The 25,853-nt window shown below is 41.5% G+C and carries 27 protein-coding genes and 2 pseudogenes; 15 read left to right on the top strand and 14 right to left on the bottom strand.

All coding sequences use genetic code 11. The features are described 5' to 3' along the window. Position 1: 1 nt before the first annotated feature. The gene (locus tag V7K67_RS02715; RefSeq protein WP_335165167.1) at positions 2-1,471 is read left to right on the top strand and encodes a DUF1802 family protein; all 1,470 of its coding nucleotides are present in this window, start codon (positions 2-4) and stop codon (positions 1,469-1,471) included. Between the two features lie 159 nt (positions 1,472-1,630). On the opposite strand, the pseudogene V7K67_RS02710 reads toward V7K67_RS02715, so the two are convergent. Continuing rightward, a pseudogene (locus V7K67_RS02710) lies at positions 1,631-1,993 on the bottom strand (aspartyl protease). Next, positions 1,990-2,307 (bottom strand): hypothetical protein, encoded by a 318-nt coding sequence (locus tag V7K67_RS02705; protein WP_334732549.1) that lies wholly within the window; start codon positions 2,305-2,307, stop codon positions 1,990-1,992. Before V7K67_RS02705 ends, V7K67_RS02710 begins: the two are co-directional and overlap by 4 nt. Before the next feature lie 485 nt (positions 2,308-2,792). Here V7K67_RS02705 and V7K67_RS02700 point away from each other — a divergent pair, with 485 nt between their 5' ends. Continuing rightward, positions 2,793-3,446, top strand: a complete 654-nt coding sequence (locus tag V7K67_RS02700; protein ID WP_334732548.1) for a Nif11-like leader peptide family natural product precursor — start codon at positions 2,793-2,795, stop codon at positions 3,444-3,446. Between the two features lie 390 nt (positions 3,447-3,836). Here the strand turns inward: V7K67_RS02700 and V7K67_RS02695 are convergent, their stop codons facing one another. The 3 genes from V7K67_RS02695 to V7K67_RS02685 all read right to left on the bottom strand — a co-directional run bounded on the left by V7K67_RS02695 (position 3,837) and on the right by V7K67_RS02685 (position 6,053). Further along, positions 3,837-5,423 (bottom strand): glucose-6-phosphate isomerase, encoded by a 1,587-nt coding sequence (locus V7K67_RS02695; RefSeq protein WP_335165164.1) that lies wholly within the window; start codon positions 5,421-5,423, stop codon positions 3,837-3,839. A gap of 112 nt (positions 5,424-5,535) precedes the next feature. Further along, positions 5,536-5,793, bottom strand: a complete 258-nt coding sequence (locus tag V7K67_RS02690) for a cytotoxic translational repressor of toxin-antitoxin stability system (RefSeq protein WP_334708993.1) — start codon at positions 5,791-5,793, stop codon at positions 5,536-5,538. A gap of 62 nt (positions 5,794-5,855) precedes the next feature. Further along, on the bottom strand, positions 5,856-6,053 hold the full coding sequence (locus tag V7K67_RS02685) for a hypothetical protein (RefSeq protein WP_179067621.1): 198 nt from the start codon (positions 6,051-6,053) through the stop codon (positions 5,856-5,858). A gap of 234 nt (positions 6,054-6,287) precedes the next feature. Between V7K67_RS02685 and V7K67_RS02680 the strand changes: the two genes are divergently transcribed. The 3 genes from V7K67_RS02680 to V7K67_RS02670 all read left to right on the top strand — a co-directional run bounded on the left by V7K67_RS02680 (position 6,288) and on the right by V7K67_RS02670 (position 9,015). Then, positions 6,288-7,421, top strand: coding sequence for a branched-chain amino acid ABC transporter permease (locus V7K67_RS02680; RefSeq protein WP_335165162.1), 1,134 nt, complete (start codon positions 6,288-6,290; stop codon positions 7,419-7,421). Further along, positions 7,411-8,193: an ABC transporter ATP-binding protein gene (locus V7K67_RS02675; protein ID WP_334732545.1), complete on the top strand. Its 783-nt coding sequence runs from the start codon at positions 7,411-7,413 to the stop codon at positions 8,191-8,193. The genes V7K67_RS02680 and V7K67_RS02675 overlap by 11 nt, the downstream gene beginning before the upstream one ends. A 246-nt stretch (positions 8,194-8,439) precedes the next feature. Further along, entirely contained in the window at positions 8,440-9,015 is a 576-nt protein-coding gene (locus tag V7K67_RS02670; RefSeq protein WP_334732544.1) for a Uma2 family endonuclease, read from the top strand. Positions 9,016-9,098: 83 nt separating this feature from the next. Here V7K67_RS02670 and V7K67_RS02665 read toward each other — a convergent pair. Then, positions 9,099-9,185: pseudogene (locus tag V7K67_RS02665) on the bottom strand (Uma2 family endonuclease); the annotation flags it as partial. Between the two features lie 140 nt (positions 9,186-9,325). Between V7K67_RS02665 and V7K67_RS02660 the strand changes: the two are divergent. Continuing rightward, positions 9,326-10,039, top strand: coding sequence for a Uma2 family endonuclease (locus V7K67_RS02660; RefSeq protein ID WP_334732543.1), 714 nt, complete (start codon positions 9,326-9,328; stop codon positions 10,037-10,039). A gap of 14 nt (positions 10,040-10,053) precedes the next feature. Here the strand turns inward: V7K67_RS02660 and V7K67_RS02655 are convergent, their stop codons facing one another. The 3 genes from V7K67_RS02655 to glpX all read right to left on the bottom strand — a co-directional run bounded on the left by V7K67_RS02655 (position 10,054) and on the right by glpX (position 13,274). Next, the gene (locus V7K67_RS02655; protein ID WP_334708989.1) at positions 10,054-10,620 is read right to left on the bottom strand and encodes a DUF2087 domain-containing protein; all 567 of its coding nucleotides are present in this window, start codon (positions 10,618-10,620) and stop codon (positions 10,054-10,056) included. Positions 10,621-10,720: 100 nt separating this feature from the next. Next, positions 10,721-12,007, bottom strand: coding sequence for a glutamyl-tRNA reductase (locus V7K67_RS02650; RefSeq protein WP_334732542.1), 1,287 nt, complete (start codon positions 12,005-12,007; stop codon positions 10,721-10,723). A gap of 229 nt (positions 12,008-12,236) precedes the next feature. After that, positions 12,237-13,274, bottom strand: coding sequence for a class II fructose-bisphosphatase (gene glpX, locus V7K67_RS02645; RefSeq protein WP_334708987.1), 1,038 nt, complete (start codon positions 13,272-13,274; stop codon positions 12,237-12,239). Between the two features lie 507 nt (positions 13,275-13,781). Here glpX and V7K67_RS02640 point away from each other — a divergent pair. The 7 genes from V7K67_RS02640 (at position 13,782) to grxD (ending at position 18,386) form a co-directional block, all read left to right on the top strand. After that, complete coding sequence (locus V7K67_RS02640) at positions 13,782-14,354, top strand: DUF981 family protein (protein WP_334708986.1); 573 nt, start codon at positions 13,782-13,784, stop codon at positions 14,352-14,354. Positions 14,355-14,402: 48 nt separating this feature from the next. Further along, positions 14,403-14,717: a glutaredoxin 3 gene (grxC, locus tag V7K67_RS02635; RefSeq protein ID WP_334708985.1), complete on the top strand. Its 315-nt coding sequence runs from the start codon at positions 14,403-14,405 to the stop codon at positions 14,715-14,717. A 136-nt stretch (positions 14,718-14,853) separates the two neighbouring features. Then, positions 14,854-15,339: a tRNA adenosine(34) deaminase TadA gene (gene tadA / locus V7K67_RS02630; protein ID WP_334732541.1), complete on the top strand. Its 486-nt coding sequence runs from the start codon at positions 14,854-14,856 to the stop codon at positions 15,337-15,339. Positions 15,340-15,452: 113 nt separating this feature from the next. Continuing rightward, positions 15,453-16,208 (top strand): lysophospholipid acyltransferase family protein, encoded by a 756-nt coding sequence (locus V7K67_RS02625; RefSeq protein ID WP_334732540.1) that lies wholly within the window; start codon positions 15,453-15,455, stop codon positions 16,206-16,208. A 642-nt stretch (positions 16,209-16,850) separates the two neighbouring features. Beyond that, positions 16,851-17,459, top strand: a complete 609-nt coding sequence (locus V7K67_RS02620; protein ID WP_334708983.1) for a hypothetical protein — start codon at positions 16,851-16,853, stop codon at positions 17,457-17,459. A 240-nt stretch (positions 17,460-17,699) separates the two neighbouring features. After that, a complete protein-coding gene (locus tag V7K67_RS02615; protein WP_179067608.1) occupies positions 17,700-17,957 on the top strand; it encodes a BolA family protein in 258 nt (85 codons plus the stop codon). Between the two features lie 105 nt (positions 17,958-18,062). Then, the gene (grxD, locus tag V7K67_RS02610; protein ID WP_334708982.1) at positions 18,063-18,386 is read left to right on the top strand and encodes a Grx4 family monothiol glutaredoxin; all 324 of its coding nucleotides are present in this window, start codon (positions 18,063-18,065) and stop codon (positions 18,384-18,386) included. 591 nt (positions 18,387-18,977) lie between these two features. Here grxD and V7K67_RS02605 read toward each other — a convergent pair. Next, the gene (locus tag V7K67_RS02605) at positions 18,978-19,226 is read right to left on the bottom strand and encodes a DUF6761 family protein (RefSeq protein WP_292743052.1); all 249 of its coding nucleotides are present in this window, start codon (positions 19,224-19,226) and stop codon (positions 18,978-18,980) included. Between the two features lie 583 nt (positions 19,227-19,809). On the opposite strand from V7K67_RS02605, the gene V7K67_RS02600 reads away from it, so the two are divergent. After that, positions 19,810-20,583 (top strand): response regulator transcription factor, encoded by a 774-nt coding sequence (locus V7K67_RS02600; RefSeq protein ID WP_334708981.1) that lies wholly within the window; start codon positions 19,810-19,812, stop codon positions 20,581-20,583. Between the two features lie 89 nt (positions 20,584-20,672). Here V7K67_RS02600 and V7K67_RS02595 read toward each other — a convergent pair whose 3' ends face one another. From V7K67_RS02595 to V7K67_RS02585, 3 genes are all read right to left on the bottom strand, one after another. After that, positions 20,673-21,446: an ABC transporter ATP-binding protein gene (locus V7K67_RS02595; RefSeq protein ID WP_442943739.1), complete on the bottom strand. Its 774-nt coding sequence runs from the start codon at positions 21,444-21,446 to the stop codon at positions 20,673-20,675. Positions 21,447-21,606: 160 nt separating this feature from the next. Continuing rightward, a complete protein-coding gene (locus V7K67_RS02590; protein WP_335165156.1) occupies positions 21,607-22,173 on the bottom strand; it encodes a hypothetical protein in 567 nt (188 codons plus the stop codon). Between the two features lie 68 nt (positions 22,174-22,241). Further along, entirely contained in the window at positions 22,242-22,703 is a 462-nt protein-coding gene (locus tag V7K67_RS02585) for a DUF4079 domain-containing protein (RefSeq protein WP_334730453.1), read from the bottom strand. A gap of 324 nt (positions 22,704-23,027) precedes the next feature. Here V7K67_RS02585 and V7K67_RS02580 point away from each other — a divergent pair, with 324 nt between their 5' ends. Continuing rightward, positions 23,028-25,040 (top strand): tetratricopeptide repeat protein, encoded by a 2,013-nt coding sequence (locus V7K67_RS02580; RefSeq protein WP_334730454.1) that lies wholly within the window; start codon positions 23,028-23,030, stop codon positions 25,038-25,040. A 166-nt stretch (positions 25,041-25,206) separates the two neighbouring features. On the opposite strand, the gene V7K67_RS02575 is transcribed toward V7K67_RS02580, so the two are convergent. Further along, positions 25,207-25,725, bottom strand: a complete 519-nt coding sequence (locus V7K67_RS02575) for a COP23 domain-containing protein (protein WP_334730455.1) — start codon at positions 25,723-25,725, stop codon at positions 25,207-25,209. Positions 25,726-25,853: the final 128 nt, after the last annotated feature.

The raw sequence follows: 25,853 nt of genomic DNA, 5'->3' as shown, positions 1-25,853 counted from the left end.
CATGAGCGAATCAGTTATTCTTGACACAGCCTTATGTTTACCAGCTTCTGAGGTTGAAGCGTTAATACAAGGGCGAATGATTGTCACAATGCCTCGATCATTCATTAATTCGGGGCGGCAATTTGTTCTTTATCCAACCGATATATCAATTAACTTACAATCCTATGAGCAGTACTATCGCCCAAGTTTTTTGTCCATTGCTCAAACAGTTTTAGCCCAGCAAGCTTGTGAAAAGGTTATGGTTAAAGCTTGGGCTAGGTGTGAAGGGTGCATTTTGCATCCTCCTGAATCCTTGGATAGTTTGTCACCATTAACAGTCTGGACAAAAGAAGCATTACAGCAAACTCTTGGACAACGGCCTCATCTTGTTCTGGCTTACCTACGTGTTTATCTCCTACCTCAATCGCTTGAGATTATTTTGCAATCCCAAAATCCTCAGTTTCGGCCTTTAGACTCTTCGCTGATCGTTTCTGAAATAACGCCAGCATTAAACGATCGCACCTTCGCCCAACGCAAACGCCAATTAGAAAAGCTAGAACCCCCGCTACATCCTGAATTGGAAGAATTGCAGAGTGCGATCGCATCCTTAACCATTAGCCAACCAGCAGCTAAACAATTAGACGACGATATCAAAGTATTCTTAGGTTGGAGTAGTGACAAGCTAATTACGCAACCCGACTCAAATTTAGCTTGGATAAATGATATTGCAAAATTGGGCGATCGCAGCATCGAACAAGATGAGAAAAAAAGTAACTACCAAGCTGGTACAGATTTTGAAAACATCGCACGTCAAAGTCTGGAGTTTTTAGGCTTCAAAGTTGAAAGTGCTTTCAAAGGTGGTGCTGGAGGCTTAGATTTATATTGTTCAAAACCTTACCCTATTGTTTGTGAGTGTAAAGCGGGTAGGCTTATTCCGAGTCGTACCGTTGAGGAACTGCTGAAACTTGGCGGTATGCACTTAGGTAAAACTCAAGTATTAACTTCAGCTAAGTTAGTAATTGGCCCTGGGAATCCATCGACAGATACACTAAAAGCTGCTAAAGAATGGGAAGTAAGTATTATTAATACTATGACTTTACAAAAACTCGTTGAATTGCAAGCAAAATATCCAGGTGCTATTAACTTAGTCGAATTACAGCAATATCTAGAACCTGGGCAAATTGACTATAAAATTGATGAATATATTGATAAAGCTGAGAGAGAGATGAACCTGCGATCGCAGATGATCACAGCAGTCAAAGAACTCTCTGAACAAGACAACGAAACTTCAAAAGTTACACATCCAAGTTTCACAGTTACAGAAATTCGTGTTCATTACAATGCTACTCATAATCCCCGACTAAATGATGAATTAGTTCACGATTTATTGATTGAGCTTTCCTCACCATTAACAGGCTATTTAGGGCGAATTAAAGGTAGTGATTGGAAAAGCGATCGCTTTTACTTTCTCCGCGATTTACCTATTAACTAAAAATAGTAAAATATATCTCTTTTCTTAGCTTCGCGCTCTTTGCGTCCTTCTCCCTTGGCGTTAGCCTCTCCCTTTGGAATTCGGGGAGACGCTAACGCGAATGCGGTTCGTTTAAAAATAGGTGAAGTGCATAGGCATAGCCATTTGTAGCCATCGCAGTTACCCCAAAGTTAATATATCAACCTGATAATTCACCACCAACGGCAGAATTTTTAGCCATTCTGAACCTAACAAAACTTCTATAATTTCGTCACCTGCATAAACAGGAATCTCATACTCCTGTTCATCCAATAAAACCTTACCTGAATATCTGTCAAATATAATTTCTCACTGTGCATTTATCAGAGGTTCATTCCCCATATAAGCCCAGTTAAGACTATCTAAATCTTGTTTATTAATTACCATAAAGCCTGTAAAGCCAGTATCAAACATGGCATCCACAGGCAGATTTAATCCATCATATGTAATCAAATCAATTTCAAAAAATAGCTGTCCTTTACTACCAAACGTACCCTGAATCATATTCTGCCAGTTGCTCCGGTTTCATTTAGGCAAAAAACACAGTGTACAGAATTTGGGTACTTTTCAAGAGCTTTTCTATGAGCTATTTCTATATCTTCATCAATGAAATAATCTCCACTATTTGGCTCTACTGCAATATACCAGCCATAGTTTTTTTCGATATATTCTGGACGTACCCGCTCAAATATTGCCCGACAAAGCTTATGAAATACCTCTCGTTCTGCTTTGCGTCTAGCAAGTTCTTCCGGTGGTAAAATTCGTTCTGGAAAGATTCTGCCTCGACGTGCAGGTTGTTTTGCAGTTGATTCAGCCATAGTAATTAGCCCTATTTGTTAATGCTGTCTTAACTTTATTTTACAGAAATATAAAGGCGATCGCTTTTACTTTCTCCACGATTTACCTATGAACTAAAGAAAATATATCTCTTTTCTTACCTCTGTGTTCTCTGCGCCTCTGTGGTAGCCCTCTGCGTCTACGTTAAAAATAACTGAAGTGCAGGTTGTTTTGCGGTTGATTCATTCATAAATAATTAATACTATCTATTGACTTAATTTTATTTTATGAGAAGCAACAAAAAGCTTAGTACAGCCAACTCCAGGTATCGCAATCCTTCATCTTTTTCTCAGTAAATGTTATTTATGGTGACAAACTTTACAGAAAGTTAATACTGAAGCACTGTGTAACTTCATTTACATGAGATAGGAGATTTAGTACTGTCGAAGAAACACATTATACTTACTACACTGGTATTCATTAATCAAAAATATCTACCAAGTTTATAACTTAGGGAAAATGACCCATGTATTATCAAATTTGGAATTTCTTTCTTCAAGAAGATAAATACATTTATTGGAAAGAAAAAATAAAAGTTAACAAAAATTTTGACAAAGTTACATGGCAAAAAATTATTGATTTTTTGTCACTAGTAGAGCAAACTTTCCAGTTAAAAAGTCAACTAGCAGAAACCGATAGCCTTGAGCCATTTCTCAAGTTAGCAACAGAAAATGGTTACAATTTAACCGCAGAAGAACTTGCCTGGTTTCTAATTACGAGAAGACAGATTTGGGATCTTTTTGATTTTGCCCAAAAAACGCCATCTCTCAAAGAAGAATTGCTAATAGCTAAAGATTCACACCAGTTTGTTGATATCGCTGCCGAAAACGGCTATTACTTTTCTGTAGATGAGTTAGCTTGGCTGTTAATTGAAATCAAATCATCTTCAGATTTAGTATCTATTAACAACAGTGTTGGAGAGATTCTCACGGTCTCAAGCTATGGCAGAATTGAAATAGGATACTGGATTTGGCTGGCAGAACACTGGGGAATTGTGCCACCATTTTGTCATCGGGATAAGCCCAGTACTTTTTTATGTCAAAATGTCAACAATCCTTTTTTACCTGATCGCTGCTTCTTACCCAAGAGTTACTTTAGTCAACGCCTCATGGTAAGCTAATCGTCATTCATTTTTCCAGACTGATTCGCTTGTAGTAAGCGGCTCTATCCCTGGTGTTATGCAACTTAAATGCTCATTAGCTTAGCTAGTCATTAGTAATTACTTAGGACTAGCTCTTTCAAGGTGACTCGTAAACTTTCTTGTTTTTTCTGTTTTCTGTGGCTCTATGGTCAAGACGAAAGAATAATTATTGTAGAGACGGCGATTCATCGCGTCTCTTGCCTTACCCGAACAGTATTGAGAACCCAGAGAGAAGTTAATTACAAATTACGAATTATACGGTGAAGCATCCTAGACGGAAGATATATCTTCTATCTAGGATGCTTCACAATAAAAAATTGTTGCTGATACAACAATTATGGATAAAACGTGATATTTAGACTAGAGCTATCAGCTAGCAGAAACCGTCAAACTACCGGGTTTCTGAAGATCACCTTGCAAAACTACACCTCGCTGATTGGCGTGGATATGACGCAAAATCTTGTAAATTGCCTCAACTTGCTCTGATGCGCCTGCCTTATCGGCGAGTTCCTCAAGAGAAAGGGGAGTTTTTTCTTTTTGTAGTACTGCTAACACTCGTGTTTGCAAATCCAGAATGGAGGCGGCAGCTTTTTTGCCAGCTTCTACACCTGGTTGATGGTAGGCGTTGACATTAACCAAACTGGCGTATAAACCAACAGCGCGTTCATACAAAGCAATTAATGCACCTACAGTCCGGGGATTAACTTGGGGAATGGTGACTGTAATGGAATCGCGGTGATTTTCATAAAGCGCTTGTCGGGTTCCTTGAAGAAAACCGGAAAGATAATCGCCTGATGTAACTCCCGGATCTATTTCAGTGGATGGGCCCTGACGATCTTCCAACACTTCGATGAAGGTAGCAAAGAAATTCGCTACACCTTCGCGTAACTGCTGCACATAAGCGTGTTGGTCTGTTGAGCCTTTGTTGCCATAAACGGCGATGCCTTGATGGACAACGTTACCGTCTAAGTCTTTTTCTTTGCCCAAGGATTCCATCACCAGCTGTTGCAAATAGCGACTGAATAAAAATAAGCTGTCCTTGTAAGGTAGGACAACCATATCTTTTTCGCCCTTGCCATTGCCAGTAAAGTACCAAGACAAGGCGAGTAAGGCTGCTGGGTTATTTTTCACATCTGGGATGCGGGTAGCGTCATCCATCTCTTTTGCACCATCTAGGATGGCACGAACATCAATCCCCTGTAATGCGGCGGGTACTAGGCCCACAGCAGACATTTCTGAGGTACGTCCTCCTACCCAGTCATACATGGGAAATCTGGCTAGCCAGCCTTCCTCTTTGGCCAGCTTATCGAGGTTGCTATCAACGCTGGTAATTGCTACCGCATATTGAGCAAATTCCAAATTATGTCCGGCGTAGGCTTTTTTAACTTCAATCATGCCATTGCGGGGTTCTGGCGTTCCCCCAGATTTGGAAATCACCAATACCAGAGTGCTGGCGAGGCTATTTCGCAGATGATTGAGAACGCGATCGATACCTGCGGGATCGTTGTTATCGATAAAGTGAATTTTCAGGGGCGGGAAATCAGGAGCGAGAGCTTCCGCGACGAATTGGGGGCCGAGGGCGGAACCACCAATGCCAATGGAAATAATATCCGTAAAGCGGCTTGCTCTGGGAGGATGAATAGCACCTGTTTGGACTTTTTCCGCAAAGGCTTCGATTTGTTCTAGGGTTTGGACTATTTCTTGTGTAAGTTCTGGAGATGGCGCTAAATCAGGATTTCGCAGCCAGTAGTGTCCAACCATGCGGTTCTCATCGGGATTTGCGATCGCACCCTTCTCTAGTTGAGCCATATCCGCAAACGCCTTGTCAAACTTCGGCTGCAACGATTCCACAAAGGCATCATCGAACCGTATCCGACTCACGTCTAAGTACAATCCCAATCCCTCGTGGAAATATAACCAGTTTTGGTATCGTTGCCAAAGTGCCCTAGCATCCATAGGGAAATCTCAAATAAAGTGTTTTTCAAAAACCAGTTTAATGTAAGGTTATAGCGATCCCTGCCTAGCCTTATACAGTTTACAGTTTTCAGTGTTCCCTTAACTCCTCACTTTAAACATCTGGCATAGGGATGACACGCAGAAATTTCACTATTTCACCCCTGATTTCTATACCAATTAGATAATTATCGAGGGTGAAGCGGTGAAAAATGCCTTCACCATCAAGCTGTCGCAGTTCTTTTAAATCAGTCAGTTGCCACTTTTGGGCTAACTCAATAAAGACAAAATCATACACCCGCTCGTAGGCGGCAGGTTCTAAATTCTTCAGGTCTAGCAAAAAAGACCTGGCATAGCGCATTTCCAGACTCACTGGGCGTTACCTTCACCAAAACTTGAGGGGCCACTGGCATTAGAAAAGAAAGCGCTGCTGAATCAGAAAAACATCAACAGTCTTACCGCTTCTTCATGGGTTAATATATCCCACGGTTGCTGCGATCGCTTAACCTGTTGTATCGCTTTGAGCATATAAAAGTCATAATATAAACCTTCCAGAACGTTCCAAATGTCTTGCAAATCGTCATCACCTAATTGCTCAATTAGATGATGCATTCTCAGTCGTAGCAAATTCATACGTCAATTATTCCCTACCAGCAAACACCAACAATAGATAGTATTCCCATAAAATTAGCTACGCTCAAGCTACGCTAAAATTTATTCGCTTAGTGAGTGGGAGTGGGGAGTAGGGAGTAGGGAGTAGGGGCACAAGCGAAAATAACGATTCCCCATTCCCCATTCCCCATTCCCCATTCCCGATTCCTCCTTCCCCATTCCCCACTCCCCACTCCCCACTCCCCATTCCAAAACATGGTTGACTATCTCATTTTCTTAGCAATTTCTACAGCACTTTTCGCTCTATTCGCACTAGGACTCAATTTGCAATGGGGCTTCACTGGACTCATTAACTTTGGTCATATTGCTTTCATGACTCTGGGAGCATATACAACCGTATTGTTAAGCTTAAAGGGTGTACCCCTACTGATATCGGCAATCGCTGGGGCAATTGTCGCCGCCTTGTTGGGTTTGATAATTGGTTTTGCAACTCTACGCTTGCGGGAAGATTATCTATCAATTGTCACTATTGGTACAGGGGAATTAATTCGTTTAGTGGTAAATAACCAGGAATTACCTGTGGGTGATACTTGGGTTTCTGGGGCGTTTGGTGTACAAAGTTATCCCATACCTCTATCTACGGAGCCGAATTTGTTTGTCAGATTTGGGATGATTGGGTTGTTAACGCTACTAACTGCCGTAACTTTTTTTACGTTATGGCGATGGATTCGCATCACCCAAGTATCTCGAACTACTGATTTAGGTAAAAGGACAACTAGCAAGCAAGAATTCGCATCCCGTTTGGGTGTGGGAATTGTGTTAGCAGTTTTGGCAGTAGCGATTTATATTTCCGGGGTGATTGGACTCTATAGCTACAACCCAAAAGCGGGTTTAATGCTAGTGTTGCTGCTAGTGTTAGCACTTGTATACTGGCGGTTAGAAATTTTGGTGCGATCGCCTTGGGGTAGAATTCTCAAAGCTATCCGCGAAGATGAAGAAATTCCCAAGGCACTGGGAAAAAATGTCTTTTGGTATAAATTACAATCTCTCATGTTAGGGGGTGCGATCGCGGGCATCGCTGGTGCTTTCTTCGCTTGGCAACTGGGCGCTATTTACCCTGATAATTTTCAACCACAAATCACCTTTGACACTTGGATTATGGTGATTTTAGGCGGTTCTGGTAATAACGTTGGCACAATCTTAGGTGCGGTAATTTTCTTTGCTTACGATGCGCTAACGCGAGAAGTTTTACCTAGAATTGTTCCCCTTGATGAAGCCCGTTTGGGTGCATTTCGGATCATGGTAATCGGACTAATTTTGATGGTACTGATGATTTGGCGTCCTCAAGGTATCTTAGGGAAAAAGGAGGAACTCACCCTTGGTAAATAATCAGTCATCCCCGCTTCCCCTTTTGGTAGCCACTGGACTTTCTAAAAGCTTTGGTGGTGTCAAAGCAGTTAATGAAGCGAAAATCGAAGTTGCTAAAGGCAGCATTACGGGCTTAATTGGCCCCAATGGTGCTGGTAAAACTACTTTATTTAACTTACTCTCAAACTTCATTCGCCCAGATAAGGGACGAGTAATTTTTGACGGCGAACCGATTCACAACTTGCAACCATATCAAATCGCCCAGCAGGGTGTAATCCGCACTTTTCAGGTTGCACGAACTCTTTCGCGGTTGTCGGTGTTAGAAAATATGCTGCTGGCGGCGCAAAAGCAAACGGGTGAAAATTTTTGGCAGGTGCAGTTGCAACCGCACATTGTTGCTAAGGAAGAAAAGCAACTCCAAGAACGAGCAATGTTTTTATTAGAATCAGTGGGTTTAGCAAAAAAAGCACACGATTATGCTGGTTGCTTGTCTGGTGGACAACGGAAGCTGCTAGAAATGGGACGGGCGCTGATGACTAATCCCAAGTTAATTTTGTTGGATGAACCGGCTGCTGGGGTGAATCCCAGGCTGATTGATGATATTTGCGATCGCATTATCACTTGGAACCGCCAAGATGGCATGACCTTTTTAATTATCGAACACAACATGGATGTGATTATGTCATTGTGCGATCGCGTTTGGGTACTTGCCGAAGGGCAGAATTTAGCTGACGGTACACCCGCAGAAATTCAAACCAATCCCAAAGTTCTAGAAGCGTATCTAGGGAAATAATAATATGGTTTGAAGTTTCGACTGAATATTGGGTAATAGATAAGCTAAAAAACATCTAATTTGCATAATCAAATTAAACATAACTCTTGTGGGGTGGGCAACATGAGCGCCCAGCTTATGCAATTTAAATATGGAACAGCTTATTACTTTAAATCGGTTTGAGAGAAAGTTGCATACGGTGTCAAATCTTCGGAAATTTGGCTCTTGTTAAAATCGAGTTGTATATCTCAGTGGAAAAAGCTTTTTATGTCAATGATGACAGTCAGAGATTTAGAGCAAGTTCAAACCGCTTTTACCGAAGCAGGTTTAGATTACCAGCTGGAACTCGAAAATGGGAAAATTTCAGTCATGGGCCCATCAGACATTGTATCCAGCGAAATCAGTAGTCGTCTCATCGCCTTTCTCTTTGCTTGGATAAATCCTCGTCGCTGGGGAAGAGTATTTGATTCCGCAGGCGGTTTCATCATGCCAGATACAAACCTCAAAGCACCTGATGTTTCCTTTGTTCGGGCTTCCCGACTTCTCCAAAGTCCTCGTTACTTTGGCGAACTTGTCCCTGACTTGGTGGTAGAAATTAAATCTCAGAGCGATAAAATTAAACTTATAGCAGCCAAAATTCTGAAATTTATAGAACTAGGAGCGATCGTCGGTATTCTAATTGACCCTGATGAAGAGACAGTTACAATTTATCGCTCTACAGGCGAACCGACAGTTTTAGAAAATGGCGAAATTTTAACCATACCAGAACTTTTTCCCGGTTGGGAATTGCCCGTTACTGAATTGTGGCCTCCGATCTTTACCGAGGAAGAAACACAAATTTAGTGAAAGACTACACCCGCAGAAATTCAAACTAATCCCAAAATTTTAGAAGCTTATTTGGGATAATAGAGTGTGATTGACTTTCTACGGTATTCGCTTTTATATTCTGCTTTTTCTTCAATTTCTAAATACTCTTCAGGTGTGTAATAGAATTTTTGTGTTTCTAACTGCATAAAAATACAACCTATGATTGTGCGGCTAAAACTTTTTGATGATATTACCATTTTAAAGTGCTGTCTCAAGTTAGTCGGCTACAAGTTTTATGTGAACTGTCCTAAACTATGAGAATATCGAAGAGTGGAGGCGTAGCATTATGGTAATCACTCCTAATACCGCATCTGAGGTCATCTACCCCGAAAGCGACGGACAACCAATGGCGGAGAATACCAAGCAATTTCGCTGGATAGTAACTATTAAAGAAAATTTAGAAATTTTATTTGCATCCCAACCAGATGTATTTATCGCTGGAGATTTATTTTGGTATCCAGTTGCAGGCAACCCTAACATCAAACAAGCACCTGATACTCTGGTAGTGTTTGGTAGACCCAAAGTAGATAGGGGTTCTTACAAGCAATTTGAAGAAGATAATATTCCGCCACAGGTGGTATTTGAAATATTATCTCCTGGTAATACAACTAAAGAAATGGCACATAAACTCCTGTTTTATCAACGCTATGGAGTTGAAGAATATTACATTTACGACCCAGACCGAAATGAATTAACAGGGTTTGTGCGCTCAGAAGATTGGTTGCAAGAAATTAACCAGATTCATGGTTGGATAAGTTCCCGTTTGGGAATCCGCTTTGAGCTGACCCCACAAACCCTAGAAATATATCGCCTTGATGGATATAAATTTCTTACACCCGTTGAGCTTGACCAAGTACGTACACAAGAACGTCAACGCGCTGAACAAGAACGTCAAGCCAAAGAAGTAGCTCTCCAACAACTGGAACAAGAACGCCAACGATATCAAGATTTATTGACACGACTGCAAGAACGGGGAATTAACCCAGAACAACTGTTGTGAAACATCTTTCATATCTATGTTGTACGCCAATAAACCCCATCCTCTCGCTGCATTAACTGGCAAGCAATCAACTCCCGTCGCAGGGTGGCGCAGTCAGGATGGTAGCGTTTGAGAATGTCATTTACCAGGTGTTCGGGGTAGTTGACTCCTATATCAAACTGGTTTACTAACCATTTGAGAATTACTAGGCGCTTTTTGCGACTAGCGGGAATTTCCTTAAGGCGTTGAGTATCGCCCTCAAAATAGTTTTTCAACACTTTGCTTTCCCAAGCTTCAGTATCCACATCCCCAATCAAGGATGCTATTTTCTCAGGTGTGAAAATTTCCTTACTGATGCTTTGCAAAGCCTCGCTATCCAATTGATATAGCCGACTATTACCTTCAGGGCGCATTGTCACCAAATTTAGCTCCTTCAGTTTCGCTAAATGATGAGATACCGTCGGTTCCTTGAGTTGCAGTAACACCGCCAATTCTTCGACGCTGCACTCCTGATTCGCCAGGATACCTACAATCTTCAATCGGCTATCATCCGCTAATGCCTTGAAAAAGCGCAGTAAAATGTTAAATTGCTCTGGTTGCATAACTCACTTCTAATTAGATATCTATCTAATTAGAAGTATATCTAATTTAAAAGCTCAGATCCCCGACTTCTTTGAAAAGTCGGGGATCTCGTTGTTTAATTTAACTAAACTGTTCCTCTGCATCGAGGTTGAACAGCATTTGCAGAGTTTGCATACAGCGCCGTCTGGCTTCCACATCTTGCTGCGATCGCAATTGCACCATCGGGTCATGTAAAATTTTATTGACAATTCCCCGTGTTAATGCTTCAATTACCTCTTGATGTTTTTCAGCAAATTCCGAACCCAATCTCGACAAAGCTTTTTCTAACTCTTGTTCGCGGATGGTTTCAACTTTATTTCGCAGACAGCTAATAGTGGTAACAGTTTCTAAACTGCGCCACCAAATATCAAAGGCTTCTACTTCTTCCTCTAAAAGTTTCTCGGCTTCCTGTGCAATCTTCCGACGGCTTTCGTAGTTTTGCGCCACTACTGCCTTCAAATCATCCACATTAAACGCCTGCACATTTTCCAATTCATTTACATCCACATGAACATTACGCGGCACAGAAATATCAAATAACATCAGAGAGCGCTGAACTTCTAAAACCACTTCCAATTTGGCGCGGTCAAGTATTGGCTCTGTTGCCGAAGTACTGGTAAACACCAAATCACTATCGGCAATTACTGCCATCATTTCCGACAGTGGATGAATTTGGATCGGTTGTTGAGGGAACTGCTTGGCTAATTCTTGGGCGCGATCGCGAGAGCGATTTACAATACTAATCTGCACAGCACCTTTAGAAAGTAAGTGTTGCACCAGCAGCCGCGACATTTTACCAGCACCCAGAATTACCACTCGACAAGCAGCTAAATTTGCCACTTTTATCTGTGCTAACTCCACAGCTGCCGAACTGATCGAGACAGCACCAGTACCAATACTAGTTTCAGTGCGAACCCGCTTACCAGCTGTCAGCGCTTGTTTAAATAATCGATTCAAAATGGTTTTTATACCGCTATATTGCTGTCCCAGTTTGTGAGTAGTCTTCACCTGAGCCAGAATTTGACCTTCTCCAAGTACCAGACTATCTAAACCACCGGCTACCCGCATAACGTGCATCACTGCATCATCATGGAGCAACATAAACAAGTGTTGTCGCAAAGACTGCCCAGGTAACTTACTAAATTCTGCAAGAAACTGGGTAACTTCCCGAATACCTTGGTCTGTTTCACTGGTAACAATATAGATTTCCAGGCGGTTACAAGTGCTAAGAATTGCAACTTCGTCTATATGGGGATAGCTGGCTAACTGAGCGATCGCACTTTCAATTTGTGATTCTGGAATGCTCAGTTTTTCCCGGACTTCTACTGGGGCTGTCTTATGGCTTAACCCCACCACTGCTATATTCATTTGCTAAATCGTAGTTACTAGTTGGTAGTTGGCAATCTGGCATTGAGTGAGAATAGGGAATGGGGAATTTTTTTATTGGTTGATAGTTTTTCAACCAACAATTAATCACTAACTACTAACTACTAACTACTGTAAAGGGAAAGCATTTTGGTGACTATTTTTCCGTTTTATAGAAAGATGTTTTCCTTATGCTTGGCCCCTACTTTTACCATTCCCCATTCCCTAAAAATTAGTTCAGTTGGAGAACTTTTGGTTCACCAAACAAGTGAATTGTGTCAACAAATCGAGCAGTTTTCGACTGGTTAGAAATAACTAAGCTTTGAGTTCTTGCCCCGTCCTTGAAGAAACGTACACCTTGCATGAGATTACCACTGGTAATGCCGCTAGCAGCAAACAGAATAGTTTTACCAGATGCTAGTTCATGAGCATCATAGACCTTATCGGGGTCATTGATATTCATAGAGGTTAAACGCTCAATATTGGCTTCTTTGCTTTCTCCAATCAGACCTGTTTTTACTATTGCTGGATCGTAGATCAGTTGACCTTGGAAATGTCCACCCAAAGCACGCATTGCGGCTGCCGAGATTACACCTTCAGGAGCCGCACCGATACCCATCAGCGCGTGGATATTAGTTCCAGCAAAACCACAGCTGATAGCTGCACCCACATCACCATCTGAAATTAGGGCGACTCTCGCTCCAGCCTCACGAATTTCTTTAATTAAATCGTTATGGCGTTCGCGCTTCATGACTACTACTACAAGTTCATCAATACCCCGGTCTAAAACCTCAGAGAGAATCTTCAGGTTTTCCGTGGCTGACTTGTTGATGTCTACCTTGCCCTTAGCTGCGGGAGGTGCTGCTAACTTCTTCATGTAAAAGTCAGGAGCAGCAAATAATCCACCCTTTTCAGAAATTGCCAACACAGCCATCGAACCAGGTTGTCCATAAGCTACCAAGTTCGTACCTTCACAGGGGTCAACTGCGATATCAATTTCAATTAGTTCATCTGGGTTACAGAAACTCTCGGCATTTGGTTGGGTACAGATACCAACTTCTTCCCCGATGTATAGCATCGGCGCGTCGTCGCGTTCGCCTTCTCCGATCACGATGCGACCACGCATGTGGATTTTATTCATCCGTTCCCGCATAGCTTCCACAGCTACCTGGTCAGCGATGTTTTTTTCGCCTTTCCCCATCCACTTTGCGGATGCGATCGCGGCTTGTTCTACTACTTCAATAATTTCTAACCCAAGTGTATTTTCCACAGAGTCTGCCCTCTCAGCTGCTTGAATTTGCGTCGTTTCATCTGCCTATTTCAGTTTTCAAGTCTACCAAAGGGCGGATACACGTGGAGGAAAGTTAAGTTTTACTGCTAACTGGTTACAAAAGTACCATTTAAGACATTCTTGTTTTTTACCCTTAGTACTTCAGTATAAAGCGTGTTCAAAATTAACTAAGTTAAAAACTATTACAAATGGGTAGCAGTTATTCAGTATCTATCTTTAGGTATAAAATAATGAAGAAAAAAGCTGGTAAATTCACTAAAAACTGAAAAACGAGGTGCAGAGTAAAAAGCTTTGTAAAAGGGACTGGGGACTGGGGATTAGGGATTGGGTGCCAAACCCTTAAAATTATGGTGCTTGCTCTTACCCACCACCAAATTTTCAAAAACTTTTTCCCAGTACCCAGTACCTGAGCGGCGTTCCTCCCCCACCATACATAAAAGTTGGTGGGGGAGGAACACCATGACCAGTTAAATTCAGAGGTTAATCGTGTTTATCGACTACATCACCCTCATGTTAATTAACATGGTGGCTGGCTTATTTCTACTAGCTGACTATGTGTATCGTGGTATAGATAGTTCTAACCAAAGACAGTGGATTCCGGGTTTTGGAATTACGGGTGCAATCGCACTTACAACTGGTTTACACATGAGCTTCACCTGGCCAGTTATCGGGAGTTTTAACATTGCCTTCGGTGAGACAAGTGTCTTATTTGGAATCTTGTTTGTTGCAGCTGCGATCGCCCTTGCTCAAGGTTGGGATTTATTGACAATAGCAGTTTACGGCTTCTTTGCTGGTGCAGTTGCGATCGTAGTCGGTATCCGCATCATCAACTTGAATTTGACAAAGCAACCGCTTTTATCGGGAATCGGCTTTATTTTAACTGGCTTAGGTGGGATTTTTGCCGCGCCAACTCTCTATTGGAAAACCAACCGAACCTGGCGGCTAATTGGCGTAGCAGTGCTGATAGTAGCGGCTTTAATTTGGGCATTGACTGGATATTTGTCTTACTGGAATCATTTAGAGAGTTTCCAAAAGTGGGTTCCAGCGCCGATGCGGTAAGGAATGATCTAGGCTAGAGACATAGTTAAAACCTTGCTTAACATCAATATGCTGGACTTTCTTAATCCCCTTTTAAATCGCCATCCAGAGCGAGTCAAAGCCAACGTCGAACTTTACACATGGCAAACTTGTCCTTACTGCATTCGTGCCAAAATACTGCTGTGGTGGAAAGGTGTAGATTTTACTGAATACAAAATCGATGGTGACGAAGCAGCCAGAGCCAAAATGGCAGAACGCGCTAACAGTCGCCGTACAGTACCACAAATTTTTATCAATAACCAGCATATTGGCGGCTGCGATGACCTTTATCAGCTAGACACACAAAGTCAACTCGATCCCCTTTTAGCCCAAGTCGCTATTTAGAGGCGATAAATCGCCGTCAAGACGAAAGATTATTGTAGAGACGGCGATTCATCGCGTCTCTTGCCTTAACCAAACAGTATTGGTGATTTGGAGAGAGGTCAGAATATTAAGTTGCACATCAGGCATTGATAAGAAGATGCTAACTAAGTATACAGAATATCTTATACATCAAAAATGGATGAGTTGTGCCGTAGAATTAGCAAAAACAGCAGGTGATGCAGGTGAAATACCTGTCGGTGCTGTTATCATTGATTCAACAGGCAAATTGCTAGCACAAGGAGAAAACAGAAAAGAGCGCGACAAAGACCCTACCGCTCATGCGGAAATTCTTGCTCTCAAGACAGCTGCAACAACTTTACAAAATTGGCATCTTAATGAATGCACCCTCTACGTAACTCTCGAACCTTGTCCGATGTGTGCAGGTGCTATTTTGCAAGCGCGTCTAGGACTACTTGTATATGGAGTAGACGATACAAAAACTGGCGCAATTCGTACAGTTATTAACATACCCGATAGTGCTGCTTCTAATCACCGCTTAGAGGTAATCGGAGGCATTCTGGAGTCAGCTTGTCGTCAGCAATTACAGGCTTGGTTTGCCACTAGGCGGCGTCGGGTAAAATAACGGACAGAGGTAAAACTGTCCATCTAGTACGACACAATTCACGCAAGAGAATCTACGGTGTAACTAATTAGGCTTTTCGTTAAATTTTTACCTGTCAATCAGCTGCATCCGTCATGATGGAATTTTACTCTTCATCCGATACCTGCCAGCGCACACCAGCAAATCTTCAGGTAGATAGTGCTACCTCAAAGGTTTCTCCTTGGTTAAGTCCTCTGGCACATTTATTAGGGCGTCACTGCCTATTACCATTATTCTTTGGACAAATTAGAATAACCGGACAAAAAAATATCCCCAAAACTGGGCCTGCGATCCTTGCGCCTACCCATCGGGCACGTTGGGATGCCTTGCTCGTACCCTATGCTACCGCTTCTCTGAGAAAACAAGACTTGCGCTTTATGGTGACGATTGACGAATGCCAAGGTTTGCAAGGCTGGTTTGTCCGACGCTTGGGTGGGTTTCCTGTAAATTCAAAGCATCCATCAATCCGCACGCTGCGACATGGAGTCGAGCTACTTCAACAGCAAAAAACCCTGGTAATCTTTCCAGAAGGTAACATTTTTCGTGATGGTCAAGTTCACCAGTTGAAACCAGGAATTGCTCGTCTTGCTTTGAATGCTGAATCTAGTCATTCGGGGCTGGGAGTGAAAATTATACCTATAGGCATTAATTACAGCCAACCTTATCCCAATTGGGGTACAGATGTGAGTATTGACATTGGCTCTCCAATCAGAGTAACGGATTACATGAGTGGCTGTATAAAACAAGATGCCAAAAGCATTACAGCTGATTTAGCCAAGGCACTGCAACAATTAAGTCATCAAGAAACAAAAGTTACTAATCACGCATTTGCAGAAATTACTAATTCTTAATGTCGTAAATATTACTGGTAAAAACAAAATTTTGGAAAGCGTGGACTGGATTGGTACGATGCCTACGGCAGGCTACGCCTACGCAAATACTTCAAGCAGTGCTTTGGGAAAATTATCCTGCCAAATATCCCAGTTAACCTCAGATAATTATCATTTGTGAGAGGTTAAGGTCAGATACAATTTGTCAATAAGCAATAGTACTTAAAATATTGCTGAAATCGGGGTTAGAAACAGAATTTTTGATTGGGCGATGCCTAGGTTGGGCTTTGCCTACGCGTCATCTTGATACGCATCATTTATTCTTAACCCATAATTTCAGTACAACAGTTAACTTCATACCTCGGCTCTTTCCAAATTTTAAGCATAATTTCTAATTGACAAAAGTAATATTATCTTAACCTCTCACCGATGGATAATTATTGGGGAGCAAAGTCAGTGGTTAAGCAGTCTACTGTAGGTATCGCTCGTCACTGCGATAGAAGTTAATTGGTATACAGGGGTAATGGGAACTCTATTAAACCAATTTTTAGTCTAAATCAGAGATACTTAGGATGTAACTTTGCTTTCTCCAAGACCAAAACAGAGTTAAGATACCCGAAGTTTCCATAACTCTTTTATCTAGTTGTCGTACTAATTGATCCCATGAACACTGCTGCCGCTGTTACCTTGATGCACCGTACTATTTTATCAGTCATAGCAGTTCTCAGTCTGCTATCACCTGTGAATGCTCAGGTATCACAGTTACCAGGCACTACCAGCCAACCACAACCCATTGACCCCAACGATCCTAATAATCTTCGCCCCATAACCGAAAGTAACAGCATTTTGAGCATTGCAGGGGGCGATCGCTTAGTAAAAGAGGCAGAACAAGCCGTTTCTGCTCAAAACTACCCCTTAGCTGCTAAAAAACTGCAAGAAGCACGTCAAGTTTATAATCAGCTATCTAATTTTTATCAAGAATTAAACGCTAGCTTTTCGGGAATTGACAATAGAGTTTCTGATTCTCAGCGTCAAAAAGCCCTATTAACAGCCCAAAAACGAGATGAAGCCACCTTTCAGCTAGCATTGGTACATCGGGCACAAAATCAGCCAGAATTAGCTGTACCGTTGTTGATTCAAATAATTAAAAGTCAAAATCCAACGCGGGATTTAGGCAAGAAAGCCTATAAGCAGTTGTTTGAATTGGGTTTTGTCGATTCTCCCTATCCTAAAGAAGGTAGTAATTCATCTTCCTCATCCCCAAAAAAATAAATTAAATTTTTGTTGCCTGTTTTTCCCCATCTCCCTCATCTTTTCCATCCTTCTCTCCCTGAACAGCACCGTGGAACGCCCAGTGCTAGGATAGGATTATCTGCCATAGCTTTCCCCAGCGTTCTCAAAAATATACCTCAGAGGCGCATTTATTACTGTCCTTGCCAAAACCTGAAATTGGCACAGGTATTTGCTCTATATCTGTTAATAATAGAAAAGTAAGTTTTTTCAGGAATTGCGATGATTAGTCCGCAGCAGGTTGAGGCAATGATCAAGGCGGAACTGCCAGACGCCCAGGTTCAGGTGCAAGACTTGACTGGTGGCGGAGACCACTATCAGGTGACAGTAGTTTCATCGCGCTTTGCAGGTAAAGGACTAGTGCAACAGCATCAGTTAATTTATGGTGCGTTGGGGCAAGCTATGTCAACTGAAGCGATTCATGCCTTGGCATTAAAAACATACACTCCTGAAGCATGGCAAGCAACAGCAAGTTCCTAAAGTTATGAGTAAGGAGTTAGGAGTTATGAATTATGAATTTTTAACCCCTCACTCCTTACTCTTCACTCCTCACTCTATTAATGCAACATAGGAAACACAAATACCATGACGCCAGAACTCAAAGACAAAATTGATAACTTGGTAAAAGAGAACAAGATTTTGGTTTTCATGAAGGGAAACAAGTTAATGCCCCAATGTGGTTTCTCCAACAACGTTGTGCAGATTCTCAATACCTTGGGAGTTCCCTTCGAGACAATTGACGTTCTATCAGACTCTGAAATCCGTCAAGGAATTAAAGAATACTCTAACTGGCCCACAATTCCCCAAGTGTATATCAATGGTGAATTCGTTGGTGGTTCTGACATCTTGATTGAACTGTACCAGAAAGGTGAATTACAGGAAAAGGTAGAAGTCGCTATAGCCTCATAACGTCCTGTTTACAACAAACTAGAGGGTGTACTACTGAATCAGCGCTTTGTAATCAAGGCAATGTACTGTTTTTAATGTCCTTGAAAGGGGAAATACTATTTATCTCCCCTTTCAAGGTTTTTTAATAGGTTTCTGACAAAAATAGATTGACTATTAAAAAGACTTGCTCTAATTCCACTCCTTTTTAAGGAGGATTAGGGTGGATCGAGTTTTAGCTCGACTTTATCCATTTTTACGCAACCCAAAACCCGACGCCAAAACCATTGCGGGACGCTAGTTTTAGTTTTTGGACTTGAGCGTAAATCAGTGACATGGAAAAAGTATTTGCCAAAAAACCAGGATTTTTGCCGGATAAGGAAAGCCGAGTTCTTAATTTTGGATAAAGTCGAGCTTAACCCAAGCACATTTATGGTTACATCAACAATCCCCTCAGTCACATTGGCAAGGCCAACATAGAACTAAGGGGATGCGTTTAATCAATACAATATCTCCAAAATCTCACACCACGGCAACCCGTTGACCAATACAGATAATATGCTATAATCATCTGCGGTAATTAGCGGTTACTATCAATGACCAAGTAAATGGTACTTAGTAGTAATCTGGCTGTGGCTGTGGTTGCGGCACTGCAAAATTTGATCCATCGTACAAGTAGCGGCTGGCTTCCTCTTCTAGGCGATGAATCAGGAAAGGTTCAATGACATTGCTATGTCGCAGTGCGGCTAGATATCCATCCAAATACATCCGCATATCATCCGTGCGATAACCGCGATTCCATAACTCGATGAAGGCATCGGTAAGTCTTTGGTAATAGCGGATGGTTTGTGTGTCTTGGAGCATAACTGCTGTATTAATCTCTTTGGAATGAGAATTGTAAATGATTCACGCTCGAAAGTGAAGTGTAATTTCACTTTGGCATTAACTCAAAGTCAACACATCTACTTTGGGTAGTACCCTCGTAGCAGCTACAAGCTACTTTAATCCTATTCCAGAAAACATCGATTCTAGTTAGCTGCTAAGTTATTTTTCTAATTTTCACGATCAACAGCCCAATTGCATTGGTGTTATATTCCTGGATGTGGGCACTAATTTTTGCGAAAAAATCTACTTTTGCCATCAGGTTGAAAAGCTGTTGTATTAACGGTTAGCTGGTTAGGTTATGGATATTTGCCACATTACATCCATTTCCATGCAAATGTTACGCTAAAAGAACTTTTGATAAGTCTAACAACACTTTCGAGAAATTTAATAAAAATTTAATAATATTTCTAATTGCCTTTCTGCAAGGCATAAATTAAAGATATTGACACGCTTTTTATTAGGAAATGTAAAGTTAATAGCAATTGAAGTAACAAAGGCTACAAAACCTTAGAGATGGGCTTGTTACTTTGAAAGTCATCAGACGCTAAGGGGTCTTGCCACCGTGGGTTCGGTTTGTATAGAAATCATTGAGGGGAATCCCCATCTGAGGTCGTTGTTGGGTTGGCACTTGCAACAACTGGAATACCGTGTGCATCAAGCTGCCAGTATTTATCAAGCAAGGGAAGTATTTTTAAGCCATCAACCAACACTGGTAATTTTAGATGCAGACCTACCTGATGGTGATGGCATTGAGTTTTGTCGTTGGTTGCATCGTCAGCAACAGCCTCTAATCTTAATGCTATCTGCCCGTAATAGTGAAGCTGATATTGTTGTAGGTTTAAAGGCGGGTGCAGATGATTACTTGAGCAAACCTTTTGGGATGCAAGAGTTTTTGGCACGGGTAGAGGCACTAATTCGCCGGAAGCGCACACCTACTGCACCAGCTTATTTGGATTATGGTACTTTGCAAATCGATTTAGTTCAGCGCCGCGTCCGTTTTCAGGGGGAGTTCATTGACTTAACGCCCCAGGAATTCAGTTTGCTGTACGTTTTAGCACAAGCTGGGGGAGTACCTCTAAGTAGGTCGGAATTATTGCGTCGTGCTTGGCCGGATGCTATTGATAACCCTCGTACCATTGATACTCACGTTTTATCGCTGCGGAAAAAGGTTGAACTTGATCCCCGGCAACCTAATTTGATTCAAACTATCCGTAATGTTGGATACCGTTTTAACATGGAAATTTTGAATACTAATATTTCACAGTCGCAAACAACAAAGTTAGCGAGAGAGAGATTTAGTAATCAACGTTCAACACTTAGTAGTAGTCAAGTGTGATGGGGACTGGGGATTGGGGATTGGGGACTGGGGACTGGGGACTGGGGACTGGGAAAATTTATACCTAATACCCAATATCCATCCAAAATTTAAAATCCAAAATCGTCTTGAGCTTCTGCTTTAATCAAGCTTTTTCGTAATTCAACCCAGTCTATCTCAGAGACTCTTTGATTTGCGAATAAACGACCTTGTTGTAAATGTAATAACCGAGTACAAAACATCTGGGCTAGTTCCAGTTGGTGATTTACCATCAGAATCGTGGTTTGATGGGTTTGACTCAACTGGGTTAGTACTTGCATTAGATGAGAAGCTATACCAGCATCTAGGGCAGAGGTTGGCTCGTCTAATAATAATATTTTAGGCTGGATGACTAAGGCACGAGCGATCGCTACTAGTTGTCTTTGTCCGGCAGAAAGTTGTACCTCTGTTCGCCCTAACCATTCATTGGGAATCTGGATTTGTTCTGTCCAATGATTGATTCGTTGCTGAATTGTCTGTTTGGGTAAACCACGCAAAACTAAAGGATAAGTCAAGGCTTGCCCAACTGTCATCCCCAAAAGCTTTGACTCTTGCAATACAAGTACAAGCATCTGCCGTAGCTGGATGACAGGAATCTGGTGATATTCTTGATTTTCTAGATAGAGTTTACCACTCGTGGGTTCAATTAAGCGGTTGAGGAGGCATAATAACGAAGTTTTCCCAGCGCCTACTGGGCCTATAATGGCAATGCGTTCGCTCTGGAATACTTCTAAGGAAATATCCTGCAATATAGGGTATCCCTGTTGATTGCCAGGAAGTTGGGTTTTCAGCTTTGTAAACAGATTAACTTGCTCTAGCCTGAGTGTGGCTTTTGCTGTATTCAAGGGTATTGGGGACTGAGGACTGGGGATTGGGGGAGATGGGGGAGATGAGGGAGATGGGCGAGATGAGGGAGATGAGGGAGATGAGGGAGATGGGCGAGATGAGGGAGAAATAACCAATGCTTCATGCCCAATGCCCAATGCCCCATGCCCATATCCAATTTTAAGTTAATTGTTTGGTAGTTAAGGCTGTAGCGATCGCCCAGCCATCGACCAATAGTAACAGCAGAGTAAATCCTAGTAAAATTAGGTACATCCACGGCTGTGCGAAAGGGCGAACATCTGTAGTATTAATGCTTGTTTTTGCTTGGACAATTTGCACTAGACGGGCAAATCCGGCTACACGCATCGGTAGTAAATAAGCTTTCCCATCTTGGCTGAGGAAGTAATAAACTAAGCCTCCTTGACCAGTGCTGCGGGGTTTTAACTCTTTGATATCTGACCAAGGTAAAAACCACCCTTTACGAAAAAAGCTAGGCACCCAGGTGGGGTAAGTAACTTGAATTCCCTGGTCATCTACTATTACTTGTTCTGTCAAGACCGCATACAAGGCAACTAAGCCGATGCTAATCCCTATCCACAATAATTCTGGGGGTACAGGTGCAGCTGTTACCTGCGATAAAAAGGGTAATGGGACTGTGAGTGCTATGTATAGACTCAGCAATGTTATCCGAATCAAAGGAGACAGACGAAAAACAGAAAGTGAGATAGTGGCTGAGTTTGCTGTCACGGCTCAATTACAATGCTTTTCTTCATTGTAGGGTAGGTCTATGTCCTTGATAGTTGATGTGTGGTATTTCACGGTAAATACTTTTGTACTACTATCCAACCAGTAAGGGATACCCAGGCAAACCCTATAAACAGAATAATATTTACGCCGATATGTAAGGGTCTAGCCCAAGGTCGTCTGGCACTAATTTGCGTCGCGCTGAAAGCAGATAGTAAAACTAATGCTACCACGATCAATCCAGCGATTAAGTGTGACGAGTGACCTAAAGAACCAAAGTGCCCTAAAGTACCAACAATGCCAATCGCTAGCAGTAGCAGCACTAAGCTTACCATGCTGATGCCCATTGTATAGTGGAGCGATCGCACCCCTTTATTTCCACCCATAAATGGGGTAATAAAAGGGAATTGCTGCGAAGTTCTCGCCCGAAACATCCAAACACCGCTGACTGCTAACATCAGATATGCCAGCAGGGATAACCCCATTGACCAGGCGGCTATTTTCCACAACCAAAGAAATGAAGGCAGATTCATAAGAATGATTGTAGATGAGATGGGGAGATGGGGTTCGGTTAAGGTCACAAACTAGGTAAACTGAATAATTGTCAGCGATCGCCGACTCCAGTCTTTGCTAAATAATAATGATAATCAAAAGAGGAGATGTAGTATATCCACAGCCTGTACAGACGTAAACGCAGATATATCTACCTCAAACTTCATTTTATAAGGCATTAGTATTAATTAATAAATTTAGAATAGTCAAAATTGCTACATAAATGATAATATAGGTCTTTGATAACTCAAATAAAAAAATAATCTGTTTTTCTACTTTCATAATTTAATATATTCTCTTTGATTATGAAGCCCCTTGGTAAAGTTTTACAACAGGCTGACCTTATTTCATCTGAGCAGGTAGAGATTGCTCTCAAAGAGCAGACCCAAGTTGCTGGGTTGAAGCTTGGTGAAATTCTAGTCTTGCATGGATGGCTTAAACAAGAAACGGCTGATTTTTTCTCTCAAGAGTGGCCGACTTTTGCCGAGCAGAAATCAAAACAGCCCTTGGGTAAATATTTAGAAGAAGCTGGGCTATTAGATGAACACCAAATCATAACTATCCTGACTGAACAACCACAGAATAGACTTCGCTTTGGGGAACTAGCAGTACTTAAGGGTTGGTTGAAACCTACTACGATTAAATTTTTTCTGGAGAATTTTGTTTTAGAATCCCAACTGCACCAGCAGGAAGAAATTTTAAATAATCACAGGTCAGCGCAGAAAGAACTGCATTTGAAAATGGTAGTACCACAGCAGAACAATTTGAAAATCTCGAACCCCATTGAGTATTCAGTTTTTACTTTCAATTCGGTAGAGCAGGAATCAGTAGGGTTAGGAGTGTCTAGCCTTAGTACTATAGAATTATTCAAATTAGATGAAATAGCTAGTTGTCCGAAAGCTTTGCTGGCAGAAGTACAATTCTGGACAGATGGACAACCGACTCTCACTGAAAAAATTTGTCAATTGCTTGCGGAATCGCCAGATCATATTGCCGCAGGTGCAGAAGCAGCAATTGTTAATCAAGTAGTACAAATCTACTTGATTAACAATTGGGAAACTCAAGTCGCCGCCGAGCATTTGCAAGAGATAAATCAAAGGATGCTCCGCAATCAGCAATGCGATCCATTATCTCTGTTGGAAATTTACCAGCAAATTTGGCAAGAGGGCGAATTAGCAACCAACGACAGTCCAGAACAGGCAGAACTGCTGCATATAGGATTAATAATCCAAGAACAAGATAAACTAAAACTTGGGAACCGCGTTTACCAAGCAGTTTTTAATTGCAATTGGGTAAACCTGGAGTTAGAGAAAATACTTTCTGCTTCATTAGCAAATACAACCATCTCACCAGCTAATAATTTGAATGTCAGCAATCTCATTACTCCGCCTGAATCTAAAGTAACTAAACGATTTTTGATATTGCTAGCAATAGCTGGTTTAATGGTCTGTGGTTCTGGCTTGATGTTTTTAGGTTTCAATGTATTTAAATGGTTACAGGTAGAAACAATTTTCAAACGAGGTAATGTTTTATTGCAGCAAGGAGAGTATCAACAGGCGATCGCAAAATATAACAACCTTTTAAAATTTGATAGCAACTACTACCAATCTTGGACTAACCGGGGCTATGCACTAGCTGGACTTAAAGACTACAACCAGATGTTAGAATCATGCACTACCGCAACTATTATTAATCCAGAAGCTGTTTATGCCTGGAATTGCAAAGGGGAAGCACTATATAACCTCAAACAATATCAGGAAGCGATCGCGGCTTTTGATAAAGCAATTATACTCAACTCCAAAGACCCTGTATTCTGGATTAATAAAACTGAAGTACTACTAGCACTCAAGCAACCAGATGCAGCGCTTAATACTATTAATCAAGCAATTGAGCTTTTAAAACAAATTTGGGAAGTTGAACATCAAGACGCAAATGCCAAAGAGTTAGCCATTGCTTTTAGTTATCAAGGTACAGTTTTATTGCAAAAACAAGAATATGAAGGCTCTCTAAAAGCCTATGAACAGGCATTAAAATACAATCACCAATACTTTGTAGCTTTACGGGGCAAAGGGATTGCGCTACAAGGCTTAAAGCGAGATGATCAAGCGATCGCACAATTTTATTTTCTTCTAGATCATCAGCAGCTAACTGATATTCAAAAAACTGAGGTTTGGTACTATTTGGGGTTGAGCCTGTGTAAATTCCAGCAAATCGAAAAAGCGAACGCAGCTTTCGATCAAGCTCTGAAGCTCAAACCCAATTACCAACCCGCAGAACGAGGAAAAGAAACTTGTGCCCAACCAATTACTAATTCGTAATCAAAATTCAAAACGTTTGAGAAGCCCACACTGTACGTGTACGGCTGTCAGTGTGTGGAGTATGTCACGAAAATAAAGATATAACCATTAGAGGTTTCAAAGCCAGCACTGATTTTAACTACTAAATTACTTTAATGTTTGTTCTCCAGAATTAACAATATACAAGTTAAAATGGCCACCAAAAAGGTCTGGTATCCGTGTAAGTACGGCTAAGAGTCCGGGTATCGGAACGCTGTGCTTGCTTAAAATCGCTACCCAACATTTCGTATAAAGCTTGAGAGGGGTTATCAACTGGTTTAAGAATAAATAAAACCTGAGCGCTGTAATGATTGCAACCGATGCCTCTGCGTTCTACAGCACACACAACAGGTTGATCGTTCAGCCTATCAGCCGTTAAATACTTAGGACTCCCCGTATCATAGACAGCCTGTAAACTTTTAGCTGTATTCTGACAATTTTGCACAGCATTCACGGCTGAGAAATATTTCGGGAGAAAATTCAACATCATGTAATCTTTGGGAGTTCCGTTTTTAGCCAAACTCAAAATCACCTTTGGTGTACTATCGTTAGTCTTGCAGGTTATTTGTACACTGTTAGCTCTACTGGGTACAGAGACTGCTACTATAGCACCCAGAGTTAATATTGGGGCTGTTCCCATAATTACCCAAGACTGCCACTTGTTCATATTACTTAACCCCCTTTCTTGATCAAAATTCAGGCTGGAATATAAACTCAATAATAATATCATTTTTAGTTAAATTTACTTAAATTAAACTAAAAAACATTCAAATAATTTTTCTTTAGGGTGATTTT

It is taken from the genome of Nostoc sp. (genome assembly GCF_036917155.1).
Taxonomy (GTDB): domain Bacteria; phylum Cyanobacteriota; class Cyanobacteriia; order Cyanobacteriales; family Nostocaceae; genus Nostoc.
The sequence above is the reverse complement of the archived record's forward strand: the minus strand, read 5'-3'. Positions and strand labels throughout refer to the sequence as shown.

Excerpts from the sequence above, each read along its gene's own strand:
- V7K67_RS02650 (WP_334732542.1), bottom strand. The coding sequence starts at position 12,007 with ATGAATATAGCAGTGGTGGGGTTAAGCCATAAGACAGCCCCAGTAGAA.
- tadA (WP_334732541.1), top strand. The coding sequence starts at position 14,854 with ATGCTAACTAAGTATACAGAATATCTTATACATCAAAAATGGATGAGT.
- V7K67_RS02685 (WP_179067621.1), bottom strand. The coding sequence starts at position 6,053 with ATGAATTTGCTACGACTGAGAATGCATCATCTAATTGAGCAATTAGGT.
- V7K67_RS02615 (WP_179067608.1), top strand. The coding sequence starts at position 17,700 with ATGATTAGTCCGCAGCAGGTTGAGGCAATGATCAAGGCGGAACTGCCA.
- V7K67_RS02700 (WP_334732548.1), top strand. The coding sequence starts at position 2,793 with ATGTATTATCAAATTTGGAATTTCTTTCTTCAAGAAGATAAATACATT.
- V7K67_RS02680 (WP_335165162.1), top strand. The coding sequence starts at position 6,288 with ATGGTTGACTATCTCATTTTCTTAGCAATTTCTACAGCACTTTTCGCT.
- grxC (WP_334708985.1), top strand. The coding sequence starts at position 14,403 with ATGCTGGACTTTCTTAATCCCCTTTTAAATCGCCATCCAGAGCGAGTC.
- V7K67_RS02620 (WP_334708983.1), top strand. The coding sequence starts at position 16,851 with ATGAACACTGCTGCCGCTGTTACCTTGATGCACCGTACTATTTTATCA.
- grxD (WP_334708982.1), top strand. The coding sequence starts at position 18,063 with ATGACGCCAGAACTCAAAGACAAAATTGATAACTTGGTAAAAGAGAAC.
- V7K67_RS02605 (WP_292743052.1), bottom strand. The coding sequence starts at position 19,226 with ATGCTCCAAGACACACAAACCATCCGCTATTACCAAAGACTTACCGAT.
- V7K67_RS02715 (WP_335165167.1), top strand. The coding sequence starts at position 2 with ATGAGCGAATCAGTTATTCTTGACACAGCCTTATGTTTACCAGCTTCT.
- V7K67_RS02660 (WP_334732543.1), top strand. The coding sequence starts at position 9,326 with ATGGTAATCACTCCTAATACCGCATCTGAGGTCATCTACCCCGAAAGC.
- V7K67_RS02695 (WP_335165164.1), bottom strand. The coding sequence starts at position 5,423 with ATGGATGCTAGGGCACTTTGGCAACGATACCAAAACTGGTTATATTTC.
- V7K67_RS02580 (WP_334730454.1), top strand. The coding sequence starts at position 23,028 with ATGAAGCCCCTTGGTAAAGTTTTACAACAGGCTGACCTTATTTCATCT.
- V7K67_RS02705 (WP_334732549.1), bottom strand. The coding sequence starts at position 2,307 with ATGGCTGAATCAACTGCAAAACAACCTGCACGTCGAGGCAGAATCTTT.
- V7K67_RS02625 (WP_334732540.1), top strand. The coding sequence starts at position 15,453 with ATGATGGAATTTTACTCTTCATCCGATACCTGCCAGCGCACACCAGCA.
- V7K67_RS02655 (WP_334708989.1), bottom strand. The coding sequence starts at position 10,620 with ATGCAACCAGAGCAATTTAACATTTTACTGCGCTTTTTCAAGGCATTA.
- V7K67_RS02585 (WP_334730453.1), bottom strand. The coding sequence starts at position 22,703 with ATGAATCTGCCTTCATTTCTTTGGTTGTGGAAAATAGCCGCCTGGTCA.
- V7K67_RS02575 (WP_334730455.1), bottom strand. The coding sequence starts at position 25,725 with ATGAACAAGTGGCAGTCTTGGGTAATTATGGGAACAGCCCCAATATTA.
- V7K67_RS02670 (WP_334732544.1), top strand. The coding sequence starts at position 8,440 with ATGTCAATGATGACAGTCAGAGATTTAGAGCAAGTTCAAACCGCTTTT.